The sequence below is a fragment of the Pseudoramibacter faecis genome (assembly GCF_036289405.1).
Taxonomy (GTDB): Bacteria; Bacillota; Clostridia; order Eubacteriales; family Eubacteriaceae; genus Pseudoramibacter; species Pseudoramibacter faecis.
In genome coordinates this window covers 423,955-450,512 of sequence record NZ_JAYFFI010000001.1, presented here as the reverse complement: position 1 = coordinate 450,512, position 26,558 = coordinate 423,955, and the positions used below count along the sequence as shown (strand labels likewise).

Genomic DNA, 26,558 nt, shown 5'->3' with positions numbered 1-26,558 from the left:
AGCCTCCTGAAAAGTGTCCAGTTTTTAAAATCCGTGGCATAAACCCCGGCGGCTAAAAACTGGTCATGGTATTTGGGAATTATCGCTATTATAATGAAGGCAGATCAAAAAAGCAACGCGCGGACAGCGCGCGTGTGAAGGGAGGCGCGCGGTGACGACGATCGCGATCAGCGCCGGAGAGATCACCCTGCGGGCGGTTCTTGGCGATTCGGCAGCGGCCCGAGATTTCGGCCGACGGTTGCCTTTCACGGTGACGATGCGCGGTGAGCCCGCGCGGCTGGCCGGCCGGGTGCCGGGGGCGCTCACCTTTGCCCGCGCCTGAGCCGATGCGGATTCAGTCAGGATTCAAGCAGAATTCAATCAGGAGGGAAAGCATGCATCAACAAAATCAATCGGAAAAAATTGTGCAGACCGCCGGGCGGGACGCCCTCGGAGCCTTTGCGCCGGCCTTTGCCCATTATAACGACGACGTGCTCTTCGGCGAAAACTGGAACGACGCCGCTTTGGATCATAAAACCCGCTGCCTGATCACCGTGGTGGCGCTCGTCGCCTCGGGCATCACCGACAGTTCGCTGCAATATCATCTGCAAAATGCGAAGCGGGCCGGCGTCACCCAGGAGGCCGTCGCCGCGGCGATCACCCACACGGCGTTTTATGCTGGCTGGCCCAAGGCCTGGGCGGCCTTTAATCAGGCGAAGGAGGTCTGGCCGGCGGAGAATGATGCGGCGGATGGGAAGGCCGCTTTCCAGCGGGAGATCTTTTTGCCCATCGGCGAGCCCAACGACGGCTTTGCCCAATACTTCACCGGGCAGAGCTACCTCGCGCCGCTGACCCTCGCGCCGATCCCGGTGTTTAACGTCACCTTCGAGCCGGGCTGCCGCAACCACTGGCACATCCATCACGCGAAATCCGGCGACGGGCAAATGCTCATCTGCATCGGCGGCCGCGGTTTTTATCAGGAAGCGGGGAAGGATGCCGTCAAACTGACCCCCGGCAAGATCGTCAACATCCCGCCGGAGGTCAAGCACTGGCACGGCGCGGCAGCAGACAGCTGGATGGCCCACATCGCCATCGAGGTGCCGGGCGAGGAAACGGCCAACGAATGGTGCGAGGCGGTGGACGACGCGGCCTACGCCGCGGCGAACGCATGAGCCGGCGCGGAAAAAATTAAAAAGAGACGCGAAAATGCGAAGGAGATTGTGGTGAAAAAGATTTTAGTCAGTTACTTTTCGGCGACGGGCACCACGGAGAAAACCGCCCGGACCTTGGCGAAGGCGATCGGCGCCGATATTGAGCCCATCGAGGCGGCGGTGCCCTACACCGCGGCGGATCTGAAATGGACCGACCCGAACAGCCGCAGCAGCATCGAGATGAAGGCCGACAAAGCCGAAAGACCGGCCCTGAAAGCGGCGGCCGACGTCGCGGCCTACAACGTGATTTTTCTGGGCTTTCCCATCTGGTGGTATACGGCGCCGACCCTCGTGAACGCCTATCTGGAAAGCGGGAACTTCGCCGGCAAGACGGTGGTCCCCTTCGCGACCTCCGGCGGCAGCGGCATGGGCCGGGTGCTGGATGATTTAAAGCCCTCGGCGCCGGACGCCGATTGGCGCGCGGGCCGGCGTTTTGAAGTCGGGACCGGCGAAGCGGCGCTGGCTGACTGGGCGAAGGCCGTGCTCGGCTGACGCGGCGGACGCAGGGCAGCGATTTGCGACCCCAATATTAATAAGTAGATTTATCAAACGAGGAGGAAAAGCAATGGAAGCTATCACGTTAAACAACGGCATTCAATGCCCGGCAATTGGCATCGGCACTTTTATGCTGGCTCCGGCGGAGGCCGAGAACAGTGTTCGAGAAGCGTTGAAGATGGGATACCGTCTGGTCGATACCGCTAATGCTTATGTTAATGAAAGGGCAGTTGGCAGAGGCATCAAAGCAAGCGGCGTGCCGAGAGAAGATATTTTTCTTTCCACTAAACTGTGGTCGAGTGAATATGAGAATGAAAAGGCCGTCGATGAGACTCTGGAACGCTTGGGGGTTGCCGGTGTCGATCTGCTCTATATCCATCAGCCCGCCGGCAACTGGCTGGCCGGATACCGGCAGCTCGAGAGGGCCTATCGGGAAGGGAAGGCCAAGGCCATCGGCATTTCCAATTTTGAAGGCCAATATATCGCAGAGCTGGCGAAAAAATGGGAGATTGTTCCGCAGTTTATCCAGGTGGAGGCCCATCCCTATTTCACCCAGGCGGCCCTTCGGCAGACGTTGGAGAAGGATGATATCAAGCTCATGAGCTGGTATCCCCTCGGTCACGGCGACAAGTCCCTGATCGCCGAGCCGATCTTTGAGCAGCTCGGCAAAAAGTACGGCAAGAGCAGCGCTCAGGTCATTCTCCGATGGCATACACAGATGGGCTTTGTCGTTATTCCGGGGAGCAAGGATGTGGCTCATATCAGGGATAATCTGAACATCATGGATTTTAGCCTAACCGATGATGAGATGGCGGCCATTGCAAAACTGAATAAAAACGAGCGCTATTATCATCGCGCCGATGAGCAGTTGGCCGGCTTCGCTGCCTGGAAGCCGGCGTACGAGGCAGAATAAGAAAATCGTATTCACAGCTTCGGTTCAGCAGGTGTGCTCATGGCGGCGCGATTGCAAGGGATGTGAACCGGCGAAGGATAGATTGATTTAATAACGAAAGGAAATGCGATGAACGTTTTTGAAGAAACCTTGACGTTAAACAACGGCGTGGCGATTCCCAGGCTCGCCCTGGGCACTTGGCTGATCGACGACGCGGCGGTGGCCGAGGCGGTGAAGGCCGCCGTGGCCATTGGTTACCACCACATCGACACGGCTCAGGTCTACGGCAACGAGCGAGGCGTGGGCAAGGGCATTCGCGAATGCGGCGTGCCCCGGGACAAACTTTTCGTGACCACCAAGGTCGCGGCGGAGCACAAGACCTACGGCGCGGCGGCGGCATCGATTGATACGTCGCTGGAAAAAACGGGATTGGATTATATCGATATGATGATCATCCACAGCCCCCAGCCCTGGAAAGCCGTCAATCGGTCGGACGACCGGTATTATGAGGGCAACCGCGAAGCCTGGCGCGCCCTGGAGGATGCGCTTTCGGCCGGCAAGGTCCGGGCCGTCGGCGTCTCCAATTTTAATGCGGGTGATCTCGACAACATCCTCGGCGCCTGCCGGGTGAAGCCGGCGGTCAACCAGGTGCTGGCGCACATTGCCAACACGCCCAAGGCGTTAATCGATCGCTGCCGGGCCCAGGGCATCGCGGTGGAGGCTTATTCCCCGGTGGCCCACGGCGAGGCGATGAAACGGCCGGAGATCGCCGCCATGGCCGATAAATACGGAGTGAGCGTGCCGCAACTGTGCATCCGCTACGACTGGCAGCTCGGGCTCATCGTGCTGCCCAAGACGGCGAACCCCGACCATATGCGCGACAACGCGGCCATCGATTTCGCCATCAGCGATGCGGACATGCAGACCCTGCTCGGCCTCGCGCCGATGACGGATTACGGCGATGCGAACGTCTTTCCGGTTTTTGGCGGCAGGCTTTAGGCAGCGGCGGCCGCAGACAAAATCAGCAACCTTCCCCGCCCGGCGCGGGGATTTTTTATGCCGGAAAAAGCACCGGCGGGATGCCGGTGCCGGATGGCCGCCTCAGGTGCGGCCGGCCTCGTAATCGGCGAGCTCTTCGGAGAAGCAGCGCAGTTTGTGATTGACCTTTTCGAGATTGTGCTGCATCGCCTCGATGCCGTCCAGCACCTTCTGCCGCTGCACCTCGAGGATGGCGCAGCGCTGCTTGAGGGTGGCCGGCCCCCGGGCCTTGAGCCGCACAAAGGTGTGGATCTCCCTGAGGGGCATGCCGGTGTTCTTCAGGCGGGTGATGAGCCCGAGCAGATCCTCGTCGGTGTAATAACGGATGCCGCCCTTGGTCCGATGGATGCCGGTCAGCAGCCCTTCCTTTTCATAATAACGCAGGGCTTGAACGCTCAGATCGGTTTTTTCCGAAACGGTTTGAATGGAATAATGCATGGCTGACCTCCCAAAAAATTAAAAAATTGAAGAGAATCCCTTGATTTCAAGTTAGCTCGAAGTTCCATAATGACGATATCACAAGCAATGAGCTGGGGCAAGAAAGGAGATACGACCGTGAATGAAATGAAAAAATGGACGAAGCCGACAGCTGTGCGACGGCGTGGAAATTCCCTGTGCGGGGTTCGGCACCTGGCAGGCGCCGGACGGCGCCGTCGCGACGGACGCGGTGATCAACGCCATCGGGGCGGCTTATCGCCACATCGACACGGCGGAGGATTACGGCAACGGGGCGAGCGTGGGCGCGGCAATTAAAAAATGCGGCGTGCCCCGGAAAGCGCTTTTTATCACCTCGAAGCTGCAAAACCGCGAGCACGGCTACGACAAGACCATGGCCGCCTTCGAGCGGACCATGCAGAAGCTGGATCTGGACACCCTCGATCTGTTTTTGATCCACTGGCCGAACCCGATCTTCTTCCGGGACAACTGGCAGGAAGCGAACGCCGGCACCTGGAAAGCCTTTGAAGAACCTTACCGCGCCGGGCGGATCCGCGCCATCGGCATCAGCAATTTCCAGCCGCGTCACATTGAAGAACTGATGAAGACGGCGACCATCGCGCCGATGGTCAATCAGATCCGCCTGTGTCCCGGTGAAACCCAGGACGAACTGGTGGATTACTGCAACGAACACGGCATCCTCGTGGAGGCCCACAGCCCGCTGGGCCGCGGCGAGGTCTTCAAGGTGCCGGAAATGAAGCGGCTGGCCGAAAAATATCAAAAGAGCATCGCCCAGATCAGCGTGCGCTGGTGCCTGCAGCGCGGTTATCTGCCGCTGCCCAAGTCGGTGACGCCGCCGCGCATCAAGGGAAAACATCGATATTCTCGACTTCGAACTGGAGCCGGCCGACGTGCAGCTGATCGCCGACCTGAAAGGCTTCGGCGGCTTCTGGCCGAATCCGGATATCACCACGTTCTAAGGCGTTCGCGAATCGAGGGAAATGATGGATAATTTTAGTTTTTATGCGCCGACGTATTTTGAATTCGGCAAGGATACCGAAAACAGCGAAGGGCGCGGCGGCAGCATCAGCGGTTTTGTGACCTTGGATGAAGAAGCCTGCACTCGGATTTATCAGCTGATGGTTTAGCCGCGCGCGTTTGATACGAAATGAAAGATTCGCCGCCTGCGGACGACAACCACGGCCTTCGGCGGAGGCTTTTTAGCGTGCAAGGGCCGAAAGAACGGCAGAAATGAAGAAGGGGAAAACCGAAGCGCCGTCGCAGCGCGACACTTCAAAGCGGCAAGTCCGAGAAGGGATTTGCCGCTTTTTTGCGGTCTTCGGTGCCGGCCATCGCGTTCAAAAAGGGAGCCGGCGGCTCTGCCGCGGGCAGAGGCTTAATTTGTCATGAATTCTTTAAGCGAAATGCTGAAAAACTTGATTAAATTCAAAATGTCAGTATAATCAAATTACAATAAAGACGTTTTCAAGACGTCTTGAAAGGAGTGAGGAGTTATGAAGCGCAATGGGTGGAAACTGATGATAGCCCTGCTGCTAATGTTCGCGCTGGCGGGATGCAGGGTCGCGGCAAAGCCGGAATCGGCGGCCGAAAACACCCTGGCACAGGTTTTTAAAGCCTTGAAATCCGGAGATGCAAAGACGCTTGAACGGCTGACGGACGATGACGACGTGGATATTGACGACATGCGCGACGACGATAAGGCGGATGACCCGGACGACGAGCTGGACGATGATCCGGACGACGATAGCGACGATTTTGATCTTGATCTGGACGACGCGGACGAAGCGCCGCTGTTAAAGGTGCTGGGGCGCCACGTCAAATACAAGATACGCTCGAAAAAGAAGGTGGCCGACGACCATGTGAGGATCAGGGTGACGGTGACCAATGTGGACATGACAAAAATCGTGCCGGCATGGTATCAGAAGAGCGTGGCCTACGCCGCGGCGCATCGGGGCAAGGATCACGACGAAACGGCTATCCGCACACGGATGGCCAAATCCCTTCAGACCGCCGCGGATCGGCAGGCGAAGGATCCGAAAAATATGGTGACGCGCCGGGTGACGGTCGATCTGCAGAAGATCGGCGGACGGTGGCGCCTGGTCGATCCCCGGGATACTTTTTTGGACACAGCCCTCGGCGGCTATATCACCGCGATGAACAAGCAGCAACCATATGATTGACGGAGTGTAAAAATCGCAAAAATAAAAGTAAGGAAGAGAGGCGGCAGTGAAGACGAGCCAGATGATCCGGGAGGCCTGCCGGCGACAGCAAATGCCCTTGGCGGAATTGGCCAGACGCATCGGTCAGAGCCGGCAGAACCTTGATAAGAAACTGCGTCGGAACACGCTGACCCACGAGGAAATCCTTCGGATCGCGGCGGCGCTCGGCGTCGTCTTCCGCCAAAGCCTGTCCAGCCGGGAGCCGTCCTTTCTGCCGCTGTTAAACACGGCCTTTGCGCCGGGGGAAGCCTGGGCGGCCATCGAAAGCATGAACGGGACGATGAGTGCCATCGCCCGGGCGGAATACTATTATTTCGCCGGTCGACACCGGGAGGCCGCGCGTCTGGCGGCGTGTCAGCTGGCGGACAGGGAGCGGACGGCCGCCCAATCGGCCAACCTCATTTACGGCTATGCCAATTTGACGGAGGGAGATATTTCCTCGGCCAAGTGGGGAATGCGCCAGCTTCGGGAAACGTGCCGGACGCTGAAGGGAAGCGATATGCCGGAGATGCGGGCCGTCGGTGTGATGGCGGCCTACGCTGCGGCGGTGCTTTTGCATCTGCCCGTCGCCGATGAGGTGCCCATCGAATCGGCAATCGGCTCATTGCCCGTTGGGCTCAAACTCTTTGCGTATTATGTGTGGGCGCATCAAAAATATCTCGAGGAGGCCTATTGCGAATCCCTCGGTATCGCAGCGGCGGCATTGATGATGACGGACCAGCCCTATCCCATCGCGCAGATTTATTTGCACCTGGTCTGCGCGATGAATTTGATCAGCCTGAAGCGTGGAGCCGAGGCGAAGCTCCGGTTTGAGGCGGCTTGGGAGCTGGCCGAAGGCGACGGATTTATCGGTCCCTTTGGGGAACATCACGCGCTTTTGGGCGGCCTGGCGGAAACGTGCCTGAAGGAGCGGCATCCCGAGCACTATAAGGCGGTGGTTACCTTTGCCGGCGCCTTTGCCCGGGGATGGCGCAAGGTGCACAACGACGTCTCTCCGGGGCCGGTGGCCGAGTCGCTGACCGTCGCGGAATTTTCCGTCGCCATGCTGGCCAGCAAGGGCTGGCAGAACGCGGCCATCGCCGAGCACATGGCCATCTCGGTGAATACGGTTAAGAGCATGCTCTCGGTGGTGTATCAAAAACTGGCAATCAGCGGCCGGGGGCAGCTCAAACAGCACTTACTCAAATAGACGGCGCAAGCTTGAAAATTTTCAATGAAAACGGTCTGATCTTTTTGCATTTTGGGTGATGACCGTCAACAAAAATTATGAAATAATAAAGAAAAGATGGAGCGTTGAGACGAACGGCCAAGCAGGTGCGGTGCGGCAAAGGGCGGCACCGCCGAAAGATGCGCATGTGCAGGAAAGGAGTAAGTGATGAAATTGAAGAAAAAAATGGCGGTCCTGGCGATCGTGATGATCGCCGTGCTGACGCTGCCGCAGTTGGTGCTCGCTGCAGAACCGGCGGCGTCGGGAAGCGGGACAGTCCAGCCGGCCGTCGAGCAGTCGGCTCCGGTAACCCCGGCGACCCCCGCCGTCGCCCCGGAACCGAAGAACGACACGGCTGTTCAGCCGGCGGCAGACAAACCGCAGGCATCTGCCAAGGCGAAGGCGCCGGCCGCGGAGCAGAAAAAAGTGCTGCCGGAAATGCGGTCAGAGATGACTTACAAGGTTGAATTTGATTCGCGTGGCGGCACGCCGGTGGTCGATCAGCTGGTGAAGCATGGCGAGAAAGCGGTAAAGCCGGCCGATCCGACTAAGGAAGGTTACGTTTTTGACGGCTGGTATTGGGCCGGCAGTAAATTCAATTTTGATATGCCGGTCACGACGAGCCTGAAGCTGACGGCCCATTGGAAAGAAATGCAGGTTCCGAAATTGGTGCAGGTTCCGGTGAATCTGCAGATTCGCCAGGGCGGCGATGTGGCACCGCCGGCCAGAACCTTTCACGTGAGCGCGACGGCAGGCGGCAAAACGATCTCAGCCACCGGCACTGCCATTGCGACCGACGGCGTGGGCACCTACAAGGGCACCCTATGGCTGAAGGTGCCGGGGGATGTCGATAAAGTGCAATTGTTTTTGGCCGAGAAAAGCGGCGGCGGCTGGGAGGTGGACCACCGGAGTTATACGATTGATATGAAGGCGGAAGACCTCGCGGATATCATCTGGGTCAATACCTACACCAAAAATGAAATGATCATGCACACCATCATCTTCGATCTGAATGGCGGCGTGCTTGAAGGCAAGACCGGTACCCTCGTCTTTAAAATGGAAGACGGTACCATCATGACCATTCTTGATGCGCCGACGCGCAAGGGCTATCGTTTCCTGGGGTGGGAAGGCTCGTGGTATCACCCCGGCGATCACTACAAGGTGACGGGGGACCACCGCTTTGTGGCTCGCTGGCAGCGCATCCAGCCGGCAAGGACGGTAAGCTGGCGTTTCCGTGCGCCCCGCACCGGCGACACCCAGCCGCCGATGGTGCTTTGGGGCGGCGTGATGGCTTTCATGGGAGTGATGGCCTGGGCGCTCTATTGTGAAGGCAAACGGCAATAATTCGGGATTTAGAAAGCAGCCTGTTCCGGGCTGCTTTTTTCTTGGCGGCAGGGTGCCCGCCGCCGATGCAAAAGTTTCGCCATGGGCCGCGCGAGGCTGAAAATGGAGAGCGGGGATTTCTCCGGCTTGAGATACGGCGCGTCGCGTCGTTTTTTAATGCACGGCATGAAGCGGTTTGTCAAATGTTTTTTATTGACATAAAAGTAGATTATGTTATACTGAAAATATAAATCATATCAATCATACTTTTCGTTCGGAGGTAGGAAAATGGATTACCCAAAAGGAAAATACGCTTGGACCGTTAAGGTGGGGGAAAAGGGGCAGTTCGTGATCCCTAAGGAGGCCCGCGATGTTTTCGACATTCACCCCGGGGATACCTTGATTGTGATGGGAGATATCAATCAAGGCATCGCCATTCCGCCTAAAAGCATGTTCGCTCATATCATCGACACGGTTTTCGGCGGCGATGCGCCGAAGGAGGCTGAAAAATGAATGCGATTGCTGCGGCGCAGCTCACAAAAAAGTACAATCGTATCGCTGCTGTCGATCATCTTGATTTGACGGTTGAACGGGGCGAGCTATTCGCCTTGCTGGGCGTGAACGGCGCGGGGAAAACCACGACGATTAAAATGCTCTCCTGCCTGATAATGCCCACGGGCGGCGATGCTTTGATGCTCGGGGACAGCATTCTTTCAAATCCCCGCGCCATCAAGAAAAAGATCAATCTTTCGCCGCAGGAAACGGCGGTCGCCGCCAATCTGTCGGTTTTGGAGAATCTGGAGTTTACCGCGGGAATATACGGACAGAACAGCAAAACGGCGAGGGAAAACGCATGCGAAACAGCGCGGAAATTCGGACTGGAAAATGAATTAAGCAAAAAAGCCAAACGCTTGTCGGGCGGTATGCAGCGTCGCCTTTCCATTGCCATGGCGCTGATTTCGGATCCGCAGATTTTATTTCTCGACGAGCCGACCTTAGGACTGGATGTGCTGGCCCGCCGTGAATTGTGGGCATCCATTGAAGCCTTGAAGGGAAAAGTGACGATCATCCTCACGACGCATTATATGGATGAAGTGGCAATGTTATCGGATCGCGTCGGCATTATGGCGCGGGGCAAATTAACGGCGATCGGCACGGTGGCAGAATTAACGGCACAGACCGGCACGGACAGGCTGGAGGACGCCTTTGTTGCTCTTTCAGGAGGTGCGCGATGAGGATGCTGTTATTTGCAAAACGCAATGCAAAAGAGGTCCTGCGCGACCCCGTCAATCTCTTTTTCGGTTTGGGATTTCCGCTCGTATTGCTGGCGCTGCTGTCTATGATCAATGCCGCCATTCCTCCCGAAGCAGAGAACACAATGTTTGAAATAAAGAATCTCGCGCCCGGTCTGGCCATGTTCGGGAGCGTGTTTATGGCGCTGTTTGCGGGGATGTTATTATCCAAAGACCGCACTTCCTCTTTTTTAATGCGGCTGTTTGCCTCGCCCATGACGTCCGGGGATTTTATTTTAGGATACACGCTGCCGATGCTCGTTATAACGATCGGGCAGGCAGCGATCACCTTTTTGGGGGCGGGCACTTTGGGGCTTGAAATAAATATCCATATCCTGTTTGCGGTGACTGTGACCGCGTTGACCTCCCTGCTGTTCGTGGGGACGGGGCTGTTTTTCGGCAGCCTTTTGAACGATAGGGCCGTCGGCGGCGTCTGCGGAGCGCTGCTGACGAATGTTGCCGGGTGGCTGTCCGGGGTGTTTATTCCGATTGATTTAATCGGCGGCGCCTTCAAAAAGATAACCAGCTTCCTGCCCTTTTATCACAGCGTGGAAGCGATACGGGCGGCTTTAAGGGGCAGCGTCGGTCACATGCTTCCCCATTTGGCGGTTGTCACGGGCTATGCCGTCGTCATTTTTGCGCTTGCGATGATCGTTTTTCAGCGTAAAATGAGCGGCGAAAAATAAGAAGCTTTTACCCGGGGACGGGTAGGGGAAAGATAAAAATAATTTGCATAGGAGACAGCTTGACTTTTGGGAATGTCGGTTATTCATACATTCATTTCCTGAATAAAATTTCGGGCCATCAAGCAATAAGGGCAGGAACGAGGATACGGTAAGAGGCTGAAAAACCTGATGGGCAAGTCCAAAGATCATTCAGAAATGTATATTATCGGCATTGGCACGAATGATGTCCTTTTGCCATACCTGAGGTCTGCTTCCTTGTTCTGGTTTTTGCGGATGAGCTTGCGCTGCAGGCTGATGAGATGCGTTGAAGACGATGAGATATTCTGCCGGGAATACCGTAAGATTTTGGCGCTTTTGTATAAAAAGAATAAACAGGTGGTCCTCTTTGGAATGCCCTTTATCAATTTAAAGAACTTCCCGCATGCGCGCCTGATAAAAAGAAATAAATGCATGGAAGCATTGGCTGAAAAATATCACTGCCCGCTTGTCGATGTGTACGGACCTCAAAAGGAAAAGATCCGTGCCGAACGCCGCAGATATACGTGGAAATACAGATTCTTAATGAGAGTTGCCGATGCGGCGATCATGACCTTATTGCCATTTACGAAAGATTATTTTGTAAAAATCAGAGGGTTAGCGACCAGTGTGGACGGCGTGCATTTCAATGCCGAATCGGCGAGCGTTTTGGCTGCGGAAATAGAAAAGCATATCTTTGCGAATAGAAGGGGAGCATGAAGAAGATGAAGAAAATGAAGAAATGGAAGCGGTTTGAACACGATTGGGATGCCTATACGGCGGCCAAAACAGAGTTCATCAGGAAATGGACGGCCTTGGCAAAGACTGAGTACGCTGGGCGTTATTCTTGAAATTGTAGAGAAACCTTATTAAGAAGTGTGCAGAGCGGCGGGATGGTTTTGCTATCCCGCCGCTTTTCTTTTTACCGGTCAAGGTCGTGCCTGCGTATAGGCTGTATCCTGCGTGTCTCTTCTTTACAGTCGGTCAGTCGGTTTCGCAGTTTAGAGGTGCGGGTCTGCCATTCGAATTTTAGGGTTGCGTTTTCCGCGTTTCTTCATTACTGAAAGGCAGCGACGCTCGATGGGCGGCGTGGATGGATTTATGTTGTCGATTTTTCGGAGCATCGGTTTTGTTGCCGCCTCTGTCGGGAATGGTCTCTCCCGCGTGCGTATCTTTTGCCCTGCAGTTGAAAGGATGCCCCTGCGCTGATATAATCATGCTGACGATCATGTCGAATATCGCCGCAGGAAGTCCGAAGCGGGCAGTGAAGGAGGTGCGGGATGAAGCAGCGTTATTTGGTGACGGGAGCCGGCGGCCACCTGGGCACGATGGTGGTGCGGCGGCTGGCGGACCGGGGCATGGCCGTTCGAGCGCTGGTGCTCCCCGGCGAGCGGGTCCCGGCGGGGGCCGAGCGGGTCGTCGGCGATGTGCGCAGCCGCGAATCCCTGGCGCCCTTTTTTGCGCGGACGGGCGACGAGGCTCTGGTGCTCATCCATTGTGCGGGCATCGTGACGATCGCGTCCAGGCCGGAACCGACGCTTTGGGCCGTAAATGTGACGGGCACCGCCAATATGCTGGCGCTGGCCCGGACCCATGCCGTGTCGCGGATGATTTATGTGAGCTCGGTGCACGCGATTCCGGAGGCGCCGGGGGTGATCGCGGAGACGCGGGACGTTGGGCCGGAGCAGGTGATGGGGCCCTATGCAAAGGCCAAGGCCGCAGCCACCCGCCTGGCCTTTGAGGCCGCAGACGAGGGGCTTGCGATCAGTGTGGTGTATCCTTCGGGGATCATCGGCCCGGGGGACGGCCGCGGCAGGAACCATTTGGTGCGCACGGTGGCGGCGATGGCCGCGGGCCGGATGCCCGTGAGCGTGGCGGGCGGCTACGATTTTGTAGACGTCCGGGATGTGGCGGCGGGAATTTTGGCCTGCGCGCAGCAGGGAGCGCCCGGCGAAGGCTATATATTGAGCGGGCACGCGGTGTCGCTGGCCGGCCTTCAGGCGACGGTCTGCGCGCTTTGCGGCAGGCGGCCGCCGCGGTGGGTGATGCCGGCACCGGCGGCAAGAATCGGCGCCGGCCTTTTGGAGAGGTTGTCCGGGCGGCGGGCGGTGTGCACGCCCTATGCCATCGATGTGCTGCAAACCAACAGCCGCTTTTCGCATCAAAAGGCCACGGCGGCCTTTGGCTATGCCCCGCGGCCCCTGATGGTGACGCTGCGGGATACGCTGGCGGACAAAGGTTTGCTTTAGGCATTTGTGATAGGCTGGGGCCATTCAAGAGATTGAGAGGAAGGCAGGATGATCAGATGGCAGATTTGAAACAGGTTGAACAATTTTTAAACGATGCGGGCGTGTATTTTCTGGCGACCCTCGACGGGGATCAGCCCCGGGTGCGGCCCTTTGGCACCGCCCATCTTTTCGAAGGCAGGCTCTATATTCAAACGGGCAAAGTGAAGGCCGTGTCCCGCCAACTGCACGCCAATCCGAAAGCGGAGCTTTGCGCGTTTAAGGACGGCCGGTGGCTGCGGGTGGCCGCGACCTTCGTGCCGGACGAGCGGCGGGAAGCCAAGGCGGCGATGCTTGACGCCTATCCGGATCTCAAGGCGATGTATTCGGCCGACGACGACAACACCGAGGTTTTTTATCTGAAGGCGGCCAGGGCGACCTTCTGCTCTTTTACCGCCGCGCCGGAAACCATCACCTTTTAGGGCGGCGTTTCGGTGTCGGCTTCGCGGCTTTGAAATGCGGCGGGGCGCCAATCAAGATTGAAAAGAGGCGAATCCAATGAAAAAGAACGATCGTTTTGAACGGGTCTATCAGCAAGGCAAGCTGACCGCGGCAGAAATCTGGGTGGACCGGGAAACCGGGGTAAACTATTTGTATATCGGCGAGGGCTATGGCGGCGGCCTGACGCCGCTGCTCGACGCGGCCGGCAAGCCGGTGATGACCCCGGTCCGGGCGTGAGCAATGCACCGGCAGAAGGGAGGCGCGCCCATGTGGTTGCTGTTTGCGGCGCTGTCGGCGGTGTTTGCCGCGCTGACATCCATTTTGGCTAAAATCGGCATCGAGGGAGTCGATGCCAATCTGGCTACGGCCGTCCGGACGGCGGTGGTGGTCGTGCTGGCCTGGGGCATGGTGTTTTTAACGAACGCTCAAGGCGGCATCGGCGCCATCAGCCGGAAGAGCTGGTTGTTTTTGATCCTGTCGGGCCTTATGACCGGCGCGTCCTGGCTGTGTTATTACCGGGCGATTCAGATGGGATCGGTCTCCAAGGTGGTGCCCATCGACAAGCTGAGCGTGGTCATCACGTTGGTGCTCGCCTTTGTGTTTCTGCACGAGCAGGCGACGGTCAAATCGGTGGCGGGCTGCGTGCTCATCGGCGCCGGGACGTTGCTCATGGTGCTTTAGCGGTGCCCCGGATGCGGGAGAAGGAGTTATTTTTGAAGGAACGCTTGTGGAACGGGCTGCTCATGCTTGGCTATCTGGCCGGCTTCGGCCTTGTGGCCTGGCGGAGCGCCGGTGTGATCGCGCTGGCTTTTGTGGCGCTGTTCGCCGGTTTGCGGGATGCCCGCCGTTTTGAGAATGAAGCCGCCGTGTTGGTGCACCTTTTGATGGCGGCAATCATTGCCGCCTTTATTGACCGAAGGGCCGGGCTCGTCCTGTTTGCCCTGAGCGCAGCCACCGCCGGCGTGATTTTGCGGCGGCTTTCCCGGGCGCGCCGGTCGTCGTAATCGGCCATCAAAAAAAGTCAGTCTGCGGACTGACTTTTTTGTTGGGGGCGCTTGGCGTCCCAGAGAAACGCCGCGAGATCGCGGTCGACGGCGAGGTTTTCGTGCAGACGGCTGTGTTGGCCGTCTTTGCCGGTGATTTTCACCTCGCGGTAGGCCTGCACGCCGGGACCGGTCAGGTAGCGCATCGAGCAGGAGGACGCATTGGAGACGACGCCGTCGGAATGGGTGCCGTCGTCCAGATCGCCGTAAATATTGAGGACGGCGGTTCGGGTCCGGGGGTAGATGGCCCGCAGGGCCAGAAGCTCGCGGTAGTAGGCGGTCATTTTTTTCGGCCGGCCGCCGGCCAGCAGCTGCATTTGATTGACGGTATCGTCGGCACCGAGCACGCCGTTAAAATGGGCGCCCAAAGCGGCTTGCCGATCGAGCCTCGGCAGGGCGGGATCACGGCCGTATTGCAGCAGATAATAGGCGATGGACATGTTGCCCACCGAGTGCCCCACGGCGTTAAACCGCTCGATGTGATAGGCTTGCTGCAGCGCGACGACGACGTTTTTCATCCACTGGCCCAGAATGTAATAATTATTTTGCCGGGAATTGAGATAATTAACTTTTACAATGGGATTGCGGGGGTGCTTCGGCAGCCGGCCGCGCAGATGCACCTTGCCCGAGGGCATGACGTCCGCGCGGATAACGGCATTGGTGATACCCCGGCGCTCCATGTAGCGAACCATTTGATTTTCGGTGAAGCTGCCGCTGCCCCAACCGTGAAAAAAGAGGGTGGGTGCGCTTGAAACGGTATAGGATTGAGGCGGTGATTCTCGTCGGGAAGCCGCTTCAGACAGCTCCAGGCGGCGGGAGCCCAGGGCGTAGCCGGCGACGATCAGAAGGAGGATCAACACGAAAAAAATTTTTCTTTTGGTCATGAACGGGATCCTTTCGTGGAATGCTGTTAACAGCATAGCCTTTTCGGCCGAAGAGTGCAATGAAAATTGACAATCGGATCCCGGGCATCGGGGAGAGAGGCGCCGGTTTTTTCGGAAATTAAGCTGAGATTAAGTGTTCGTGGTCACAATATAAATGTTATGCTGCCGGCTGCAGGGCAAATGCCGAAGGGCATGTTGTTACTGTTTGCCGTGCTGTCGCGGCAGTCGCTTTGGCGCTCTTCGGAGCGTCTTTTTTTATGGCGGGCAGCAGGGGGGCAGCGGTTTAAAGCTTTAAAAATTTTTAAGAAACGCTTGTTATGCTAATGCATAAGCTGCTTCGCGGCATAAGGAGGCTGCCATGATGGATAAACGGCGCGTGCACCGCCGCAAGATGATCGCACCCATTGTGATCACGGCGATTTTTGTGGCGTATTTTATTTTATATTTCGCATTGCTGGTGACCTGGGTGCCGGGCTTCTGGCCGAAGGTTTTGCTGGGGGTGTTTCCCCTGGGGCTGGCTATCGCCCTGATCGGCGTCTGCGTGTCGCGGATCCGCGAGATTCAAGGAGGCGAAGAAGATGATCTTAGTCACTACTGATTACATTACGGGAAAAGATTTGGCCATGCTCGGCATGGTGAAGGGGAGCACGATCCAGTCGAAGAACATCGGCCGGGATATTTCCCAAGGTCTTAAAACCATCGTCGGCGGAGAGCTCAAGGCCTACACCAAGATGATGGACGAAGCCCGGGCGCTGGCGACCAAGCGCATGGTGGCCGAGGCGGAAGCCCTGGGGGCGGATGCCATTGTTAATGTGCGCTATGCCTCGTCGGCGGTGATGCAGGGCGCGGCGGAAGTCATTGCCTACGGCACGGCAGTCCGCTTTGCCGGATAAGTGCGGACGCACATCAACACCCTTCGGGGTGTTTTTTTAATGCTTTTTTTCCGAAATCGTAAAAAAATCCCGCACGATAATCCATAAAATGATAAAATATAGAATAATAAATCTATAAATATCCATAAAAAGAAAGGAGAGTGGGTCAATGGCTGCCGATCGACCGGGCGGGACGCCGTCGTTCACGCACTATGCCCGGACGCATTTTGAACCGCTGGTCGCCCAAGCGATGGCGTCGGTCGCGCCGGGCCCCTTTGCCATCGAAAAGGCGAAGGCCTGCGCCGCCGGTGCGCGGATGCTGGTGGATCTGCGGGTGCGGGTGCGGGCGGGGCGCTACATTGTGAGTTTCTGCGGGGATATCCGCTGCCATTTCGCCGATGCGGACCAGATCGCGGTGCGCCCGGGCGAAGCCCTGCCCTGGCGCCTGGGGCATCTTTCAGACGAGCTGCTGCCCCGGCTTTCCCCGGCGGAAATCGAGGCGGAGGGCCGGGCCCTTTCGGCCAGACTTTGCCGGGGGATGCGCCGGCCGCCGGCACACCCGGCGGGGATGCTCGCAGGTGAGGCGCTTCGCTGCGTTCAAGTGCCCCTGCCGGGGGACGGCCGGGTGCTGGGCATGATCGCCCTCCTGCCCTGCGCGTTGGGAGGCCGCACGTTGCCGGCGGGCACGCTGGTGGTGGATCCCCGGGCGTCGGCGGCGAGCCGACGGGTGACGGTGCTGCACGAATGGGTGCACTGGCATTATCATCAGGCGGCGGCCTGTCTCGCCCGGGATCAGGGATATGAGGCCGCATCGCGCTTTCGCCGGCGGGCGGCACCGATGGACGCGGCGGAGTTCCAGGCGGAGGGCATTGCTCTGGCCGCGCTGATGCCCCGGGATGACCTGGCGGCGCAGATAAATGCGCGCTCCCGGGCCCTTTATGCCAGGCGAAAAGCCCGGGCGCCGGGTGTACCGCTGGGGCGCCGCCAGATGATCGGCTGCCTGCTGCCGGAGCTGGCCGCCCATTACGGGGCAGATCCCCGGGATGTGCTCGCGCGGCTGGCGATGCTCGGGGTGGCGGGGCTATCCCGGCGGGTGAAGCCTGCGCTTGGTCGATGCGGGCTGCGCTGCCGCCGCCATTCCTATCCGGTGACCGTGCGCTTCAGCTATGACGGCAAACCGGTGAGCGGACAGACGGCGGCCATCGCGAAAGACCGCCGGGAGATCGCGCGCCTGGCCGGGACGCTTTCCGGCTATATCTGGGATGTGCTGCCCCGGCTGATGGCCTGGCGGGAGATGAACGACGGGGAGCTGGCCGAGGCCTCCTGGGTCTCGGCGGATTATATCCACCAGCTGTGCAACGAGAAAAAAATGCGCCGGCGCGGGCGCATGCGGGTGGGCTCAGAGGTGGCGGTGAAGCTGGCCATCGGGCTGCGCCTGCCGAGGCGGCTGGTGACGCCGTTTTTATCGGCCTGCGGGGTACACCTGATGGCGGAGGATCCGCTGGAGGGCTGGTATCACGATTTTCTCTTTGAGTTTTCCGGGCTTTCCGTGGCCGACTGCAACGCGATTTTAAAAGCGGCGGGACTTAAACCCTTCCGGGAAAGCGCGTGAAGGGTGGGGCCGTCTGCCCGTTTTTTTCGCCGTCGTCCGCGCTTCATTTTTGCGAGGGCGGGCGCGAAGGGACGGTCGCCCTTCGTTTTTTTCGGAAAACCGTTAGAAGACCGCTGAGGAGCGCTCCCAAGCGCGCAAGGCTAAGACGCCGCTCAATTGACTGAAGGTGGCTTATCATCAAATAGGCAGGACGCGTTTGCATGACGCCCCGTCCGGGCTACAGGTATCGCCCAATCAAAAAGACAACCGAGATGCTTTTCTCGGTTGTCTTTTTTTGTTTGGCCTCGGGCCGGGTTGGCTTTAGGTGCGCCGGCTCGGCAGGGGATGCGTGCCGGTCAAGCGAGCCGGATCCATGGCCAGATAGTCAAACAGAGGCGTTCGAACCAGCTTTAAAAAATCGTCTTTAAAAACCTCGGGCGGCGCGGGGTTTTCACCGCTGATCCAGATTTTGATGATGGACATGATCGAATTGGCGAGGAGTTTCAGCAAATCCTCATCGGAAAGATTAAAGGCCTCGCTCCTCGTGGCAACCCGCGGCAGTGCCCATTCCAAACAGACATCCACCATAAAACTTTCCCATGTCGGATCGATGGACGTGATATAAAAACAGCGGACTAACTTTCGCTTTTTATAAAAAACAGGAATGATGGTGTTGGCGACAAGGACGAAAGGATTCATGGTCTGCTGCGCCGAATGATATTCCTTATAGGCCTGATGGAGGTCGGCGTCAATCAGCTGCCGCAAATAGAGAACAATTTCACGGGGATTTTTGAAATGCTTTTGATAGATGGCCTGCCGGGAAACGTGGGCCCGTTTTGCGATTTCGCGCATTGTAAAATTTGTTTTTTTAGGATGCTCCATGGCTAAATTTAAAAATGCATTGAGGATGTTTTCACGTGTGTTTTTCGGCACATTGTCCAACTCCTCCCTGCAATTAAACGATTTATTAAAATATAATGCAGATAGAGCCATCGAACAAGTTAAAAAACTTTACACGCTGTCAAGTTATTTGGGTTGTTCAACAAGCCCTAAGATGATTTAATAGAAATTAAATATTTTAGAAACAATAAAGAATAATAGGTGATAAGGAAAAAAGTAAAAGAAGAAAAATTGATGAAGATATGATGAAGATATTTTTAATGTAGATCAAGCAGCGGATTTAAAGAAAATTGTAGTGATCGTAGTGTGTATTGAAGAAAGGAGCAGAAAGTGAAATATCTAAAGCGCACAAGTATTCTATTGTTCGTTATTATGGCTTTTGGGTTATTGGCAGGAGGGGCGGCAACGGTTTTTGCAGAGGCTAAACCCGTCAATGTTAAAATTACGAAATTTGAGATTCAGAATCTTGATCATACGACTGCCACAGAAATTTATTATACCGACAGATTTTTGCTGATGATGAATTGGGACGCAACGCATCTTGGTACAGATTTGCATGAAGGTGATTATTTTGATGTCACGCTTCCGAATAATATGAAATTTCCATCAGACACTGCAGCAAGAGATTTTGACCTTAAAGACACCGACGGCACGGTGGTTGCAAAGGCACATGTCACACCGGGGCCGGAGGATAAGGGCGGCAAAATTCACGTTACATTCACAAAAGCGGTAGAAAACAAATACAATGTTAAAGGGACAATGTACTTAGCTGCCAAATTTGTAAAAGATAAAGTGAACTATGATAAGGAAAACACATTTAGTATTAAAGTTAATTCAGAAGTATCAGGTCAATCGCAGTCGGTTGATGATGGGGTGATCATAAAAGGTCCTAAAGAATTAAAAGATGAATATCTAAGCAAGTGGGGCGGCAGCAATGAAAATAATGCGAATCAGGCCGTTTGGCATGTACGCATTAATCACACCAAGGCGGATCTGAATAATGTTGTTATAACAGATACGATGGGGAATTCAGGAGAAGCCTTTATTCCGGAAAGCTTTAAGCTTGTAAAAGTTTCATTTGACGAGTACGGAAATATTCTCTCCAGAGAACAGGATGTTGAAATTGGAAATAAACTGACGTTTGGTGAGGGCAATAAAACATTCGAATTGAAGTTAGGGAATATAGGTGCCCAGCAATATTATCTTGAATACAATTCGACCTATACACCGGGGACAAAGCTCAAAAATAGTGCAAGTCTTACTTCTACCGAAAAGAATGCTGCGGCTGCGACTACTTATCAGTCGGCTGACTCCGGCGGGACGGGCAGCGGCGATCTTGCCAGCAAGATCAAGCTGAAAAAGGTTGATGCGGATAATAGTAGTATTCTGCTTGCAAATGCCGTATTTACTGTAACGGCACCGGACGGTTCTACTTTTGAACTGACAACGGGCGCCGACGGAACGGTGACTTCCGGCGTTTTGAAACAGGGCAGTTACAAAGTAAAAGAAAAGACGCCCCCTGTTGGATATAAATTGAATAGCCAGGAATTTACCTTGAAGGTCACGCCAACCGGCGGCGCGCTGCAAACCATCACCGATAAGAAAAAAAACATAGAGATCAGCGGTGAAAAAACCTGGAACGACGCCGGCGATCAGGATGGCAAGCGGCCGAGCAGCATCACCGTGAATCTGCTGGCCGACGGCAAAAAAGTGATGTCGAAAAAAGTGACGGCCGCCGATCAATGGAAGTACCGCTTTACTGATTTGCCGGAATATAACGGCGAAAAGAAAATCGTTTATACTGTGACCGAAAATTCGGTGAGCGAATACAACACAAAAATAAGCGGCTATGACATTACCAACAGCTATACGCCGAGCAAGACCAGCGTGACCGTCACGAAAAGATGGGACGACGCCGGCAATCAGGACGGCATCCGGCCGAACAGCGTTAAAGTTCAGCTCTATGCCGACGGCCAGAAATCCGGCGATGAAGTCGAGCTGAACAGCAGCAATAACTGGACGACCACCTGGGGCAGCCTGCCGGAAAAGGCGGCGGGAAAAACCATCGAATATACGGTGAAGGAAGTCGGCACCGTCAATGGCTATACCACCGCCACGGGCAAAGACAGCAGTAACGGCAGCATTATTATCTGCAATAAACACACGCCGGAGAAAACAACGATTTCCGGAAAGAAAACCTGGGACGATGCCAACAATCAGGACGGCAAGCGGCCGAGCAGCATCATCGTGAACCTGCTGGCCGACGGAAACAAAGTGGCCGAGAAAGAAGTGACCGCAGATAACGGTTGGAAATATGACTTTAAGGATCTGCCCAAATATCAAAACGGTCGGAAAATCACTTACACGGTGACCGAAAATTCGGTGAGCGAATACAATACAAAAGTATGCGGCTGCAACATTAAGAACAGCTACACGCCGAAGAAAACCAGCGTGACCGTTACGAAAAACTGGAACGACGCCAATGATCAGGACGGCAAACGGCCGAACAGCGTTAAAGTTCAGCTCTATGCCAACGGTCAGAAATCCGGCGACGAAGTCGAACTGAACAGCGGCAATAAATGGACGACCACCTGGAACAACCTGCCGGAAAAGGCGGCGGGCAAAACCATTCAGTACACGGTGAAGGAAGTGGGGACCGTCAGCGGCTACACCACGGCGATTGACGATCAAAACATCGGGGATATCCGGATTACCAACAGCCACACACCGTCGGTAACGTCGGTATCCGGGACCAAAACCTGGAACGACGCGGGCGACCAGGATGGCAAACGGCCGAAGAGCGTCACCGTGAATTTGCTGGCAAACGGCAAAAAAGTGGATGAAAAAACCGTGACGGCGGCCGATAACTGGCAATATCGTTTTACGAATCTGCCGGAATATAACGCCGGAAAGAAAATCATTTATACCGTGACAGAAGATGCGGTAAAGAATTACAGCACCAGCATTGCCGGCTATGACATTGTGAACAGCTACACGCCGAAAAAGACCAGCGTGACCGTGACCAAGCACTGGAACGACAGCGACAACAAGGACAAGATCAGACCGACGCACATTCAGGTTCAGCTTTATGCGAACGGCGAAAAAGTCGGCGATGCTGTCAAGCTGAGCGCGGAAAACAAATGGACCAAGACCTGGGCGAATCTGCCGCAGAAAAAGAACGGGCAAACCATTCGATACACCGTTAAAGAAACGGGCGTCCGCGCAGGCTATTCGGCAACCGTCAACGATCAGGATCATGGGAATATCGTCATCACCAATTCGCACACACCAAAAGCCATCGCACCTCGAACAAAGGATCATAGCCGAACGGCGCTTTACCTGAGCGGGGTCATCGCATCCATCGCCGGTTTGCTTGCTTTGGGGATGAAACGTCGTGTGATTCAGTAAACGGGCTCTGTAAAATGACGGACGCGTAATCAAACAAAAGGGGCAGGCCGAGTGATGGCTTGCCCTTTTATTTGTGAAAGGGATGAATCAGGTGGCAAAGCGAAAAAAAATTGCGCCCGGCGACCGCTTTGGGCAGTTGACCGTCATGGCGCCCCTTCGGGACGAAAGGGGCCGCCGCAAATGGCGGTGCCGCTGCGATTGCGGCCGGATCACGGAGGTTTATCAGTCCAATCTGACGTCCGGACGGACGAAGAGCTGCGGCTGCCTTGGCGAAAGGCTTCGCCGTCAGCACGTGGATCTGACGGGCAGACGCTTTGGAAAGGTGGTTGCGCTGGCGCCGACGGACAAACGGCTGAACGGCTCGGTGATGTGGCACTGCGTCTGCGACTGCGGGACCCATTTCGAGACCTCCGAACGAAATCTGGTGCGGGGGTTCACGACGCACTGCGGCTGCAGCCGAAAGAAAAGAAAAAAAGTGTGGAAGAGGGATTTAACGGGGCGTCAGTTTGGCGAGTTGACCGCTTTGGCGCCGACCAGCCGGCGCACCAGAACCGGATCCATTTATTGGCGGTGCCGCTGCAGCTGCGGAAAGGAATGTGAGGTGTCGGAGAATGCCCTGGTTCACGGGCGCACGATCAGCTGCGGACACATCCGGCAGCAGATTCGCGAAAGCGTGCACGACCGGCTGCATTTTATAGACAATACCTGCGTTGAAGCGCTGATCCGCAAAATCAGAAGTGACAATACCACCGGTCACACGGGGGTTTATCGCAAGAAAAACGGCAGGTATTGCGCGAAAATTACATTCCAGGGAAAGACCCATTACCTCGGCACCTACGATAACCTTGAAGAGGCCGCCGCCGCGCGAAAACGCGGAGAGGAAAGCTACCATCAGCCCTTTTTGGAAGCGTATTACCATCGGAATGCGCCGAAGAACTCCGAGTGAAATTTGAAAGAAGAAGCGGCGGCCGGATTCGTGCGCGCGCAAGCGTGACCGATATGAACAATTGAAACCCAAGCGCTGTAAGATCGAAAGATAAAAGTTTAAGAATCGGTCGGCGACAGCCGCTGCCAATGGATCGAACGGAAAAGGACGGGGAATTTTTCACGATTTAAAGAGTAAATATTTGTACATTGTTAAATTAAAGAAATCTTTATGATATACTAAAAAAAATTACTAAAAATCTCAAAATAAGAATCGGATTGAAAAGTGCAGGAATAACGGCATCAGTGACTCACGAATGGAGAGCATAAAAGTGAAGAAATCAGAATTTGTCAGCGCGATGGCAAAAAAAGCGGGGTTATCTAAAAAAGATACCAGGAAAGAATTGGATGCTCTGATTAAGATCATTATGGAAACGGTCAAAGAAGGCGAAAAAGTTTCATTGATGAACTTCGGCACCTTCGATTGTTATTACCGGCGGGGAAGACCCGGGAGCAACCCCAGGACCGGCGAGCCGATTGATATCGCGGCCTGCTATTCCCCGCGGTTTAGGGCCGGCAGGGCTTTAAAAAAAGCGTTGAAAAAATAAAAGCGGTGTGGGAAAATGTGCGGTTGTCATTTGGACGGCGTGTTGTTTGGCAGAAGGGATGAATTTATGAGACGATCAGAAACCGAAAAGCGGATGATCATCATCGGACTTGCTTTTCTGATATTTTTGAGTTTTGGATTACTGAAAACAACGGTTAGAGCTGCTGATGCGCCGGAAAAAACAGATGTCGCCGTCACGGATCTTAAATTTTTAAATCAGGATCAATCGGCGGTATCGCAGGGAAGCGATTCAAAGCCTTACTATTTGGAAATCGGCTGGGATGCCAGCCGGTACGGCAATACGTTAAAAGCCGGAGACGCGTTTACCATCGCGCTGCCGGATCAGATTCGGTTTCAGGACAATGCGGCTGCGACGCATTTCAAACTCTACGCCGCCGATGGCACAACGGCGGTGGCCGATGCGGCCGTGACGCCGGGGAGGGACGGCGGCGGAACCGTCAAGATCACTTTTACAAATTATGTTGAAAGTCATTATCAGGTGAAGGGCACGATCCGACTGCTGGGGAGCTTCATTCCAGACAAAATTCAATGCGACAAAAATAATGTCTTCAAGGCGGCGACTGGCCAAACCTCGAAGGAAATGACGCTTTGCATGATCAAAACGGAAGTCGATGCGAAGGAAACGCTTTCTCAGTCGGCCGCTTGTGCAAAAGGCGATACGGCCCAGTGGGCAGTTCGGCTTAATTGTGCCAAGCAGGGAAATAAGAACGTGACGCTCAGCGGCGCGCTGAACAAAGATCAAAACCGCGGGGTTCATTACGTGGACCGTTCTTTTGTGCTGCAAAAAATGGCCTGTTCGGAGGACGGGAAGACTGCGCAGGGGGCAGAGTCCGTCAATATTTCCGATAAAGTCAGACTGAGCGGAGACAAAACCAGCTTTACCTGCGATTTGGGGGACCTGGATGCGTCGCCATATCAGCTGACCTACCAAACGGGCGGCCAGACGGACCGGCCGGTGAAAAGCACTGTCAAACTGTCGGGGGAAGACATCAGCGCGCAGGTCAATAACGTTTATCAGCCGGCTTCCGGCAGCGGAACGGGCGAAAAAAATGCGCAGATTTGCTTAGAAAAAACGGATTCCGAAAACGCAAACGTCAAATTGAAGGGGGCCGTCTTCCAATTGACACGGCAGGGCGATCAGCAGGTGACGACCCTGACGACGCGGGCCGACGGGAAGGCCGCCGCCGACAAATTGACGGCCGGGGACTACGTTGTTCGGGAAATTGCCCCGCCGAAGGGATATGAAATCAACCGTCAAACGGCGACGCTGCACGTTAAGGCCGGACAAACCGAAGAGAAGGTTTACGGCGGGAAGCGCATTAAAAGATCCCTTAGGGTCAGGTCGACCTGTGTTGGCCCCAGAGCGGGCAGAGTCGTCATCCATCTGTCGGCGGGCGGCCGATCTTATGCCTCGGCGACACTCACGGAGAGAACCAACTGGGAACATACCTTCGAGGTGCCCAAATACAACACGCAGAACGGCCGCGAGATAAAATACCGGCCGATTGCGAAAGCCCCAGGGTTTGCTTCTCAGACATCGGGGAGTGCCGCAGAGGGCTTTACGGTTAAAAATATCAATACCGCGAAGACCTCCGTGCCGGCTAAAGTGAAGTGGTTCGGCAAAACGGGAGACTTTGCGACGATCCGGCTGATTGCGGACGGCGGCGAACAGCGGGAGACGAAAACCGTCACGGCGAAGGAGCATTGGCGGACAGCGTTTACGGGTCTGCCGAAATATGACGGCAATGACGGCCATGAAATTAAATACACCGTGCAGGAAGAGCCCATTAAAAATTACAACGTCGCCATTTTCGGCTCCGAGGATACGGGCTATGTCATTAATAACACCGTTACGGGGCGGCTGACCATTCCCGTAACGGAAATTTGCCAGGGCGGCAGCAGAAAGAAAATAAAGGTGCGTCTTTTCGCAGACGGCAAAGAGAAGCGCAGAAAAACGCTTTGCAAAAAGAATCGCTGGCGGACGACATTTAAAAAATTGCCTCAGTATGCCAAGAAAGACGGCCATCGCATCAACTATACCATCATGGCGAGCAAGGCCCGGGGACACCGGCCGATCATAACCTATAATGCCGTCTATGGCTATTCGGTCACCATGGTCAGCAGGGAAAAAATAACCGTTCCCGTGAAGAAGAAATGGGTCGGGCCGGCCGCGAAAAGTGCGACGGTGAGATTGCTGGCCGACAATAAAATCATCGCGGCAAAAACATTGACGGCCAAAACGAACTGGTGCACGGAATTTCGCGGGCTGCCGAAATACAGCGTCATTGATGGCCACAGGATTATCTATACCATTTCAGAAAAGCCTTTAAAAAATTATACGAATAATATCTCCGGAACCATGTCGAAGGGCTACACGATTACGAACACAATGAAGGGAAAAACTTCCGTTTCGGTGACAAAGATCGATGAAAAAATTGAACGGCGTTCCGTAAAGATATATCTGATGGCTGATGGGAAGGTGATCGCGATTCGCCGCCTGACTCGGGCCAATCGCTGGCAGACGGTCTTCGCCGGATTAAGGGCCCGTCAGGGGAAATCCAGGATGCGTTATACGATCAAGGCAGGTGCGGATGCCCGCTACCGCATAACGGGCAATGCACAAAATGGTTATTGCCTGACGCGTTAGACTTTTCAGAGAAATCACGGCGAGGTCATGGGTGGCCGTGCTGTATTTCTAAATAAATCCTCTTTATAATTGCTCGCTTTATGCGAAAGCAGCCTCCTTCCCCGGTGGTTTTCCGGGGAGGA

Annotated in this window: 30 protein-coding genes; 27 read left to right on the top strand and 3 right to left on the bottom strand. The window is 55.4% G+C overall.

The window, feature by feature from the left end; translation table 11 throughout:
• Positions 1-151: 151 nt before the first annotated feature.
• From V3C63_RS02190 to V3C63_RS02170, 5 genes are all read left to right on the top strand, one after another.
• Entirely contained in the window at positions 152-322 is a 171-nt protein-coding gene (locus tag V3C63_RS02190; protein WP_329886169.1) for a cyclophilin-like fold protein, read from the top strand.
• Between the two features lie 52 nt (positions 323-374).
• Positions 375-1,151, top strand: coding sequence for a carboxymuconolactone decarboxylase family protein (locus V3C63_RS02185; protein ID WP_329886168.1), 777 nt, complete (start codon positions 375-377; stop codon positions 1,149-1,151).
• Positions 1,152-1,202: 51 nt separating this feature from the next.
• Positions 1,203-1,682 carry a flavodoxin gene (locus tag V3C63_RS02180; RefSeq protein WP_329886167.1) on the top strand — a complete coding sequence of 160 codons (480 nt, stop codon included), beginning with the start codon at positions 1,203-1,205 and terminating at the stop codon, positions 1,680-1,682.
• A 73-nt stretch (positions 1,683-1,755) separates the two neighbouring features.
• Positions 1,756-2,598, top strand: a complete 843-nt coding sequence (locus tag V3C63_RS02175; RefSeq protein WP_329886166.1) for an aldo/keto reductase — start codon at positions 1,756-1,758, stop codon at positions 2,596-2,598.
• Positions 2,599-2,706: 108 nt separating this feature from the next.
• Positions 2,707-3,576 carry an aldo/keto reductase gene (locus V3C63_RS02170; RefSeq protein WP_329886165.1) on the top strand — a complete coding sequence of 290 codons (870 nt, stop codon included), beginning with the start codon at positions 2,707-2,709 and terminating at the stop codon, positions 3,574-3,576.
• Positions 3,577-3,678: 102 nt separating this feature from the next.
• Here the strand turns inward: V3C63_RS02170 and V3C63_RS02165 are convergent, their stop codons facing one another.
• The gene (locus V3C63_RS02165; RefSeq protein WP_329886164.1) at positions 3,679-4,053 is read right to left on the bottom strand and encodes a MerR family transcriptional regulator; all 375 of its coding nucleotides are present in this window, start codon (positions 4,051-4,053) and stop codon (positions 3,679-3,681) included.
• Between the two features lie 163 nt (positions 4,054-4,216).
• Between V3C63_RS02165 and V3C63_RS02160 the strand changes: the two genes are divergently transcribed.
• The 15 genes from V3C63_RS02160 (at position 4,217) to V3C63_RS02085 (ending at position 14,543) form a co-directional block, all read left to right on the top strand.
• A complete protein-coding gene (locus V3C63_RS02160) occupies positions 4,217-5,062 on the top strand; it encodes an aldo/keto reductase (RefSeq protein WP_329886163.1) in 846 nt (281 codons plus the stop codon).
• A complete protein-coding gene (locus tag V3C63_RS02155) occupies positions 5,055-5,198 on the top strand; it encodes a hypothetical protein (protein ID WP_329886162.1) in 144 nt (47 codons plus the stop codon). The genes V3C63_RS02160 and V3C63_RS02155 overlap by 8 nt, the downstream gene beginning before the upstream one ends.
• Positions 5,199-5,564: 366 nt before the next feature.
• Complete coding sequence (locus V3C63_RS02150) at positions 5,565-6,251, top strand: hypothetical protein (protein WP_329886161.1); 687 nt, start codon at positions 5,565-5,567, stop codon at positions 6,249-6,251.
• Positions 6,252-6,297: 46 nt separating this feature from the next.
• On the top strand, positions 6,298-7,479 hold the full coding sequence (locus tag V3C63_RS02140) for a LuxR C-terminal-related transcriptional regulator (protein ID WP_425355321.1): 1,182 nt from the start codon (positions 6,298-6,300) through the stop codon (positions 7,477-7,479).
• 186 nt (positions 7,480-7,665) lie between these two features.
• Positions 7,666-8,841 carry an InlB B-repeat-containing protein gene (locus tag V3C63_RS02135; protein ID WP_329886160.1) on the top strand — a complete coding sequence of 392 codons (1,176 nt, stop codon included), beginning with the start codon at positions 7,666-7,668 and terminating at the stop codon, positions 8,839-8,841.
• Between the two features lie 267 nt (positions 8,842-9,108).
• Complete coding sequence (locus V3C63_RS02130; protein WP_329886158.1) at positions 9,109-9,333, top strand: AbrB/MazE/SpoVT family DNA-binding domain-containing protein; 225 nt, start codon at positions 9,109-9,111, stop codon at positions 9,331-9,333.
• Complete coding sequence (locus V3C63_RS02125) at positions 9,330-10,055, top strand: ABC transporter ATP-binding protein (protein WP_329886157.1); 726 nt, start codon at positions 9,330-9,332, stop codon at positions 10,053-10,055. The genes V3C63_RS02130 and V3C63_RS02125 overlap by 4 nt, the downstream gene beginning before the upstream one ends.
• Positions 10,052-10,798: an ABC transporter permease gene (locus V3C63_RS02120; RefSeq protein ID WP_329886156.1), complete on the top strand. Its 747-nt coding sequence runs from the start codon at positions 10,052-10,054 to the stop codon at positions 10,796-10,798. The genes V3C63_RS02125 and V3C63_RS02120 overlap by 4 nt, the downstream gene beginning before the upstream one ends.
• A 168-nt stretch (positions 10,799-10,966) precedes the next feature.
• Positions 10,967-11,533, top strand: a complete 567-nt coding sequence (locus tag V3C63_RS02115) for an SGNH/GDSL hydrolase family protein (protein WP_329886155.1) — start codon at positions 10,967-10,969, stop codon at positions 11,531-11,533.
• Entirely contained in the window at positions 11,530-11,664 is a 135-nt protein-coding gene (locus tag V3C63_RS02110; RefSeq protein WP_329886154.1) for a hypothetical protein, read from the top strand. The genes V3C63_RS02115 and V3C63_RS02110 overlap by 4 nt, the downstream gene beginning before the upstream one ends.
• 429 nt (positions 11,665-12,093) lie before the next feature.
• On the top strand, positions 12,094-13,062 hold the full coding sequence (locus V3C63_RS02105) for an NAD-dependent epimerase/dehydratase family protein (RefSeq protein ID WP_329886153.1): 969 nt from the start codon (positions 12,094-12,096) through the stop codon (positions 13,060-13,062).
• Between the two features lie 65 nt (positions 13,063-13,127).
• A complete protein-coding gene (locus tag V3C63_RS02100) occupies positions 13,128-13,520 on the top strand; it encodes a pyridoxamine 5'-phosphate oxidase family protein (protein WP_329886265.1) in 393 nt (130 codons plus the stop codon).
• A gap of 76 nt (positions 13,521-13,596) precedes the next feature.
• Positions 13,597-13,776, top strand: a complete 180-nt coding sequence (locus tag V3C63_RS02095; protein WP_329886152.1) for a DUF6440 family protein — start codon at positions 13,597-13,599, stop codon at positions 13,774-13,776.
• A 30-nt stretch (positions 13,777-13,806) separates the two neighbouring features.
• Positions 13,807-14,220, top strand: coding sequence for an EamA family transporter (locus V3C63_RS02090; protein WP_329886151.1), 414 nt, complete (start codon positions 13,807-13,809; stop codon positions 14,218-14,220).
• Positions 14,221-14,252: 32 nt separating this feature from the next.
• On the top strand, positions 14,253-14,543 hold the full coding sequence (locus V3C63_RS02085) for a hypothetical protein (protein ID WP_329886150.1): 291 nt from the start codon (positions 14,253-14,255) through the stop codon (positions 14,541-14,543).
• A 17-nt stretch (positions 14,544-14,560) separates the two neighbouring features.
• Here the strand turns inward: V3C63_RS02085 and V3C63_RS02080 are convergent, their stop codons facing one another.
• Positions 14,561-15,466, bottom strand: a complete 906-nt coding sequence (locus tag V3C63_RS02080) for an alpha/beta hydrolase (protein ID WP_329886149.1) — start codon at positions 15,464-15,466, stop codon at positions 14,561-14,563.
• A gap of 358 nt (positions 15,467-15,824) precedes the next feature.
• On the opposite strand from V3C63_RS02080, the gene V3C63_RS02075 reads away from it, so the two are divergent.
• The 3 genes from V3C63_RS02075 to V3C63_RS02065 all read left to right on the top strand — a co-directional run bounded on the left by V3C63_RS02075 (position 15,825) and on the right by V3C63_RS02065 (position 17,950).
• Positions 15,825-16,064 (top strand): hypothetical protein, encoded by a 240-nt coding sequence (locus V3C63_RS02075; RefSeq protein ID WP_329886148.1) that lies wholly within the window; start codon positions 15,825-15,827, stop codon positions 16,062-16,064.
• A complete protein-coding gene (locus V3C63_RS02070) occupies positions 16,045-16,359 on the top strand; it encodes a YbjQ family protein (protein ID WP_329886147.1) in 315 nt (104 codons plus the stop codon). The genes V3C63_RS02075 and V3C63_RS02070 overlap by 20 nt, the downstream gene beginning before the upstream one ends.
• Positions 16,360-16,507: 148 nt before the next feature.
• On the top strand, positions 16,508-17,950 hold the full coding sequence (locus V3C63_RS02065; protein WP_329886146.1) for an ImmA/IrrE family metallo-endopeptidase: 1,443 nt from the start codon (positions 16,508-16,510) through the stop codon (positions 17,948-17,950).
• Between the two features lie 300 nt (positions 17,951-18,250).
• Here the strand turns inward: V3C63_RS02065 and V3C63_RS02060 are convergent, their stop codons facing one another.
• On the bottom strand, positions 18,251-18,862 hold the full coding sequence (locus V3C63_RS02060; protein ID WP_329886145.1) for a TetR/AcrR family transcriptional regulator: 612 nt from the start codon (positions 18,860-18,862) through the stop codon (positions 18,251-18,253).
• A gap of 297 nt (positions 18,863-19,159) precedes the next feature.
• On the opposite strand from V3C63_RS02060, the gene V3C63_RS02055 reads away from it, so the two are divergent.
• The 4 genes from V3C63_RS02055 (at position 19,160) to V3C63_RS02040 (ending at position 26,436) form a co-directional block, all read left to right on the top strand.
• Positions 19,160-22,237, top strand: coding sequence for a Cna B-type domain-containing protein (locus tag V3C63_RS02055; protein WP_329886144.1), 3,078 nt, complete (start codon positions 19,160-19,162; stop codon positions 22,235-22,237).
• Between the two features lie 91 nt (positions 22,238-22,328).
• Positions 22,329-23,183: an AP2/ERF family transcription factor gene (locus V3C63_RS02050; protein WP_329886143.1), complete on the top strand. Its 855-nt coding sequence runs from the start codon at positions 22,329-22,331 to the stop codon at positions 23,181-23,183.
• A gap of 310 nt (positions 23,184-23,493) precedes the next feature.
• Positions 23,494-23,769, top strand: coding sequence for an HU family DNA-binding protein (locus V3C63_RS02045; RefSeq protein WP_329886142.1), 276 nt, complete (start codon positions 23,494-23,496; stop codon positions 23,767-23,769).
• Between the two features lie 66 nt (positions 23,770-23,835).
• On the top strand, positions 23,836-26,436 hold the full coding sequence (locus V3C63_RS02040; protein ID WP_329886141.1) for a Cna B-type domain-containing protein: 2,601 nt from the start codon (positions 23,836-23,838) through the stop codon (positions 26,434-26,436).
• The last annotated feature ends 122 nt before the right edge of the window (positions 26,437-26,558 follow it).

Excerpts from the sequence above, each read along its gene's own strand:
- V3C63_RS02070 (WP_329886147.1), top strand. The coding sequence starts at position 16,045 with ATGATCTTAGTCACTACTGATTACATTACGGGAAAAGATTTGGCCATG.
- V3C63_RS02175 (WP_329886166.1), top strand. The coding sequence starts at position 1,756 with ATGGAAGCTATCACGTTAAACAACGGCATTCAATGCCCGGCAATTGGC.
- V3C63_RS02075 (WP_329886148.1), top strand. The coding sequence starts at position 15,825 with ATGATGGATAAACGGCGCGTGCACCGCCGCAAGATGATCGCACCCATT.
- V3C63_RS02170 (WP_329886165.1), top strand. The coding sequence starts at position 2,707 with ATGAACGTTTTTGAAGAAACCTTGACGTTAAACAACGGCGTGGCGATT.
- V3C63_RS02120 (WP_329886156.1), top strand. The coding sequence starts at position 10,052 with ATGAGGATGCTGTTATTTGCAAAACGCAATGCAAAAGAGGTCCTGCGC.
- V3C63_RS02080 (WP_329886149.1), bottom strand. The coding sequence starts at position 15,466 with ATGACCAAAAGAAAAATTTTTTTCGTGTTGATCCTCCTTCTGATCGTC.
- V3C63_RS02065 (WP_329886146.1), top strand. The coding sequence starts at position 16,508 with ATGGCTGCCGATCGACCGGGCGGGACGCCGTCGTTCACGCACTATGCC.
- V3C63_RS02040 (WP_329886141.1), top strand. The coding sequence starts at position 23,836 with ATGAGACGATCAGAAACCGAAAAGCGGATGATCATCATCGGACTTGCT.
- V3C63_RS02115 (WP_329886155.1), top strand. The coding sequence starts at position 10,967 with ATGGGCAAGTCCAAAGATCATTCAGAAATGTATATTATCGGCATTGGC.
- V3C63_RS02130 (WP_329886158.1), top strand. The coding sequence starts at position 9,109 with ATGGATTACCCAAAAGGAAAATACGCTTGGACCGTTAAGGTGGGGGAA.
- V3C63_RS02185 (WP_329886168.1), top strand. The coding sequence starts at position 375 with ATGCATCAACAAAATCAATCGGAAAAAATTGTGCAGACCGCCGGGCGG.
- V3C63_RS02105 (WP_329886153.1), top strand. The coding sequence starts at position 12,094 with ATGAAGCAGCGTTATTTGGTGACGGGAGCCGGCGGCCACCTGGGCACG.
- V3C63_RS02155 (WP_329886162.1), top strand. The coding sequence starts at position 5,055 with ATGGATAATTTTAGTTTTTATGCGCCGACGTATTTTGAATTCGGCAAG.
- V3C63_RS02090 (WP_329886151.1), top strand. The coding sequence starts at position 13,807 with ATGTGGTTGCTGTTTGCGGCGCTGTCGGCGGTGTTTGCCGCGCTGACA.
- V3C63_RS02150 (WP_329886161.1), top strand. The coding sequence starts at position 5,565 with ATGAAGCGCAATGGGTGGAAACTGATGATAGCCCTGCTGCTAATGTTC.
- V3C63_RS02095 (WP_329886152.1), top strand. The coding sequence starts at position 13,597 with ATGAAAAAGAACGATCGTTTTGAACGGGTCTATCAGCAAGGCAAGCTG.
- V3C63_RS02135 (WP_329886160.1), top strand. The coding sequence starts at position 7,666 with ATGAAATTGAAGAAAAAAATGGCGGTCCTGGCGATCGTGATGATCGCC.
- V3C63_RS02165 (WP_329886164.1), bottom strand. The coding sequence starts at position 4,053 with ATGCATTATTCCATTCAAACCGTTTCGGAAAAAACCGATCTGAGCGTT.
- V3C63_RS02125 (WP_329886157.1), top strand. The coding sequence starts at position 9,330 with ATGAATGCGATTGCTGCGGCGCAGCTCACAAAAAAGTACAATCGTATC.
- V3C63_RS02110 (WP_329886154.1), top strand. The coding sequence starts at position 11,530 with ATGAAGAAGATGAAGAAAATGAAGAAATGGAAGCGGTTTGAACACGAT.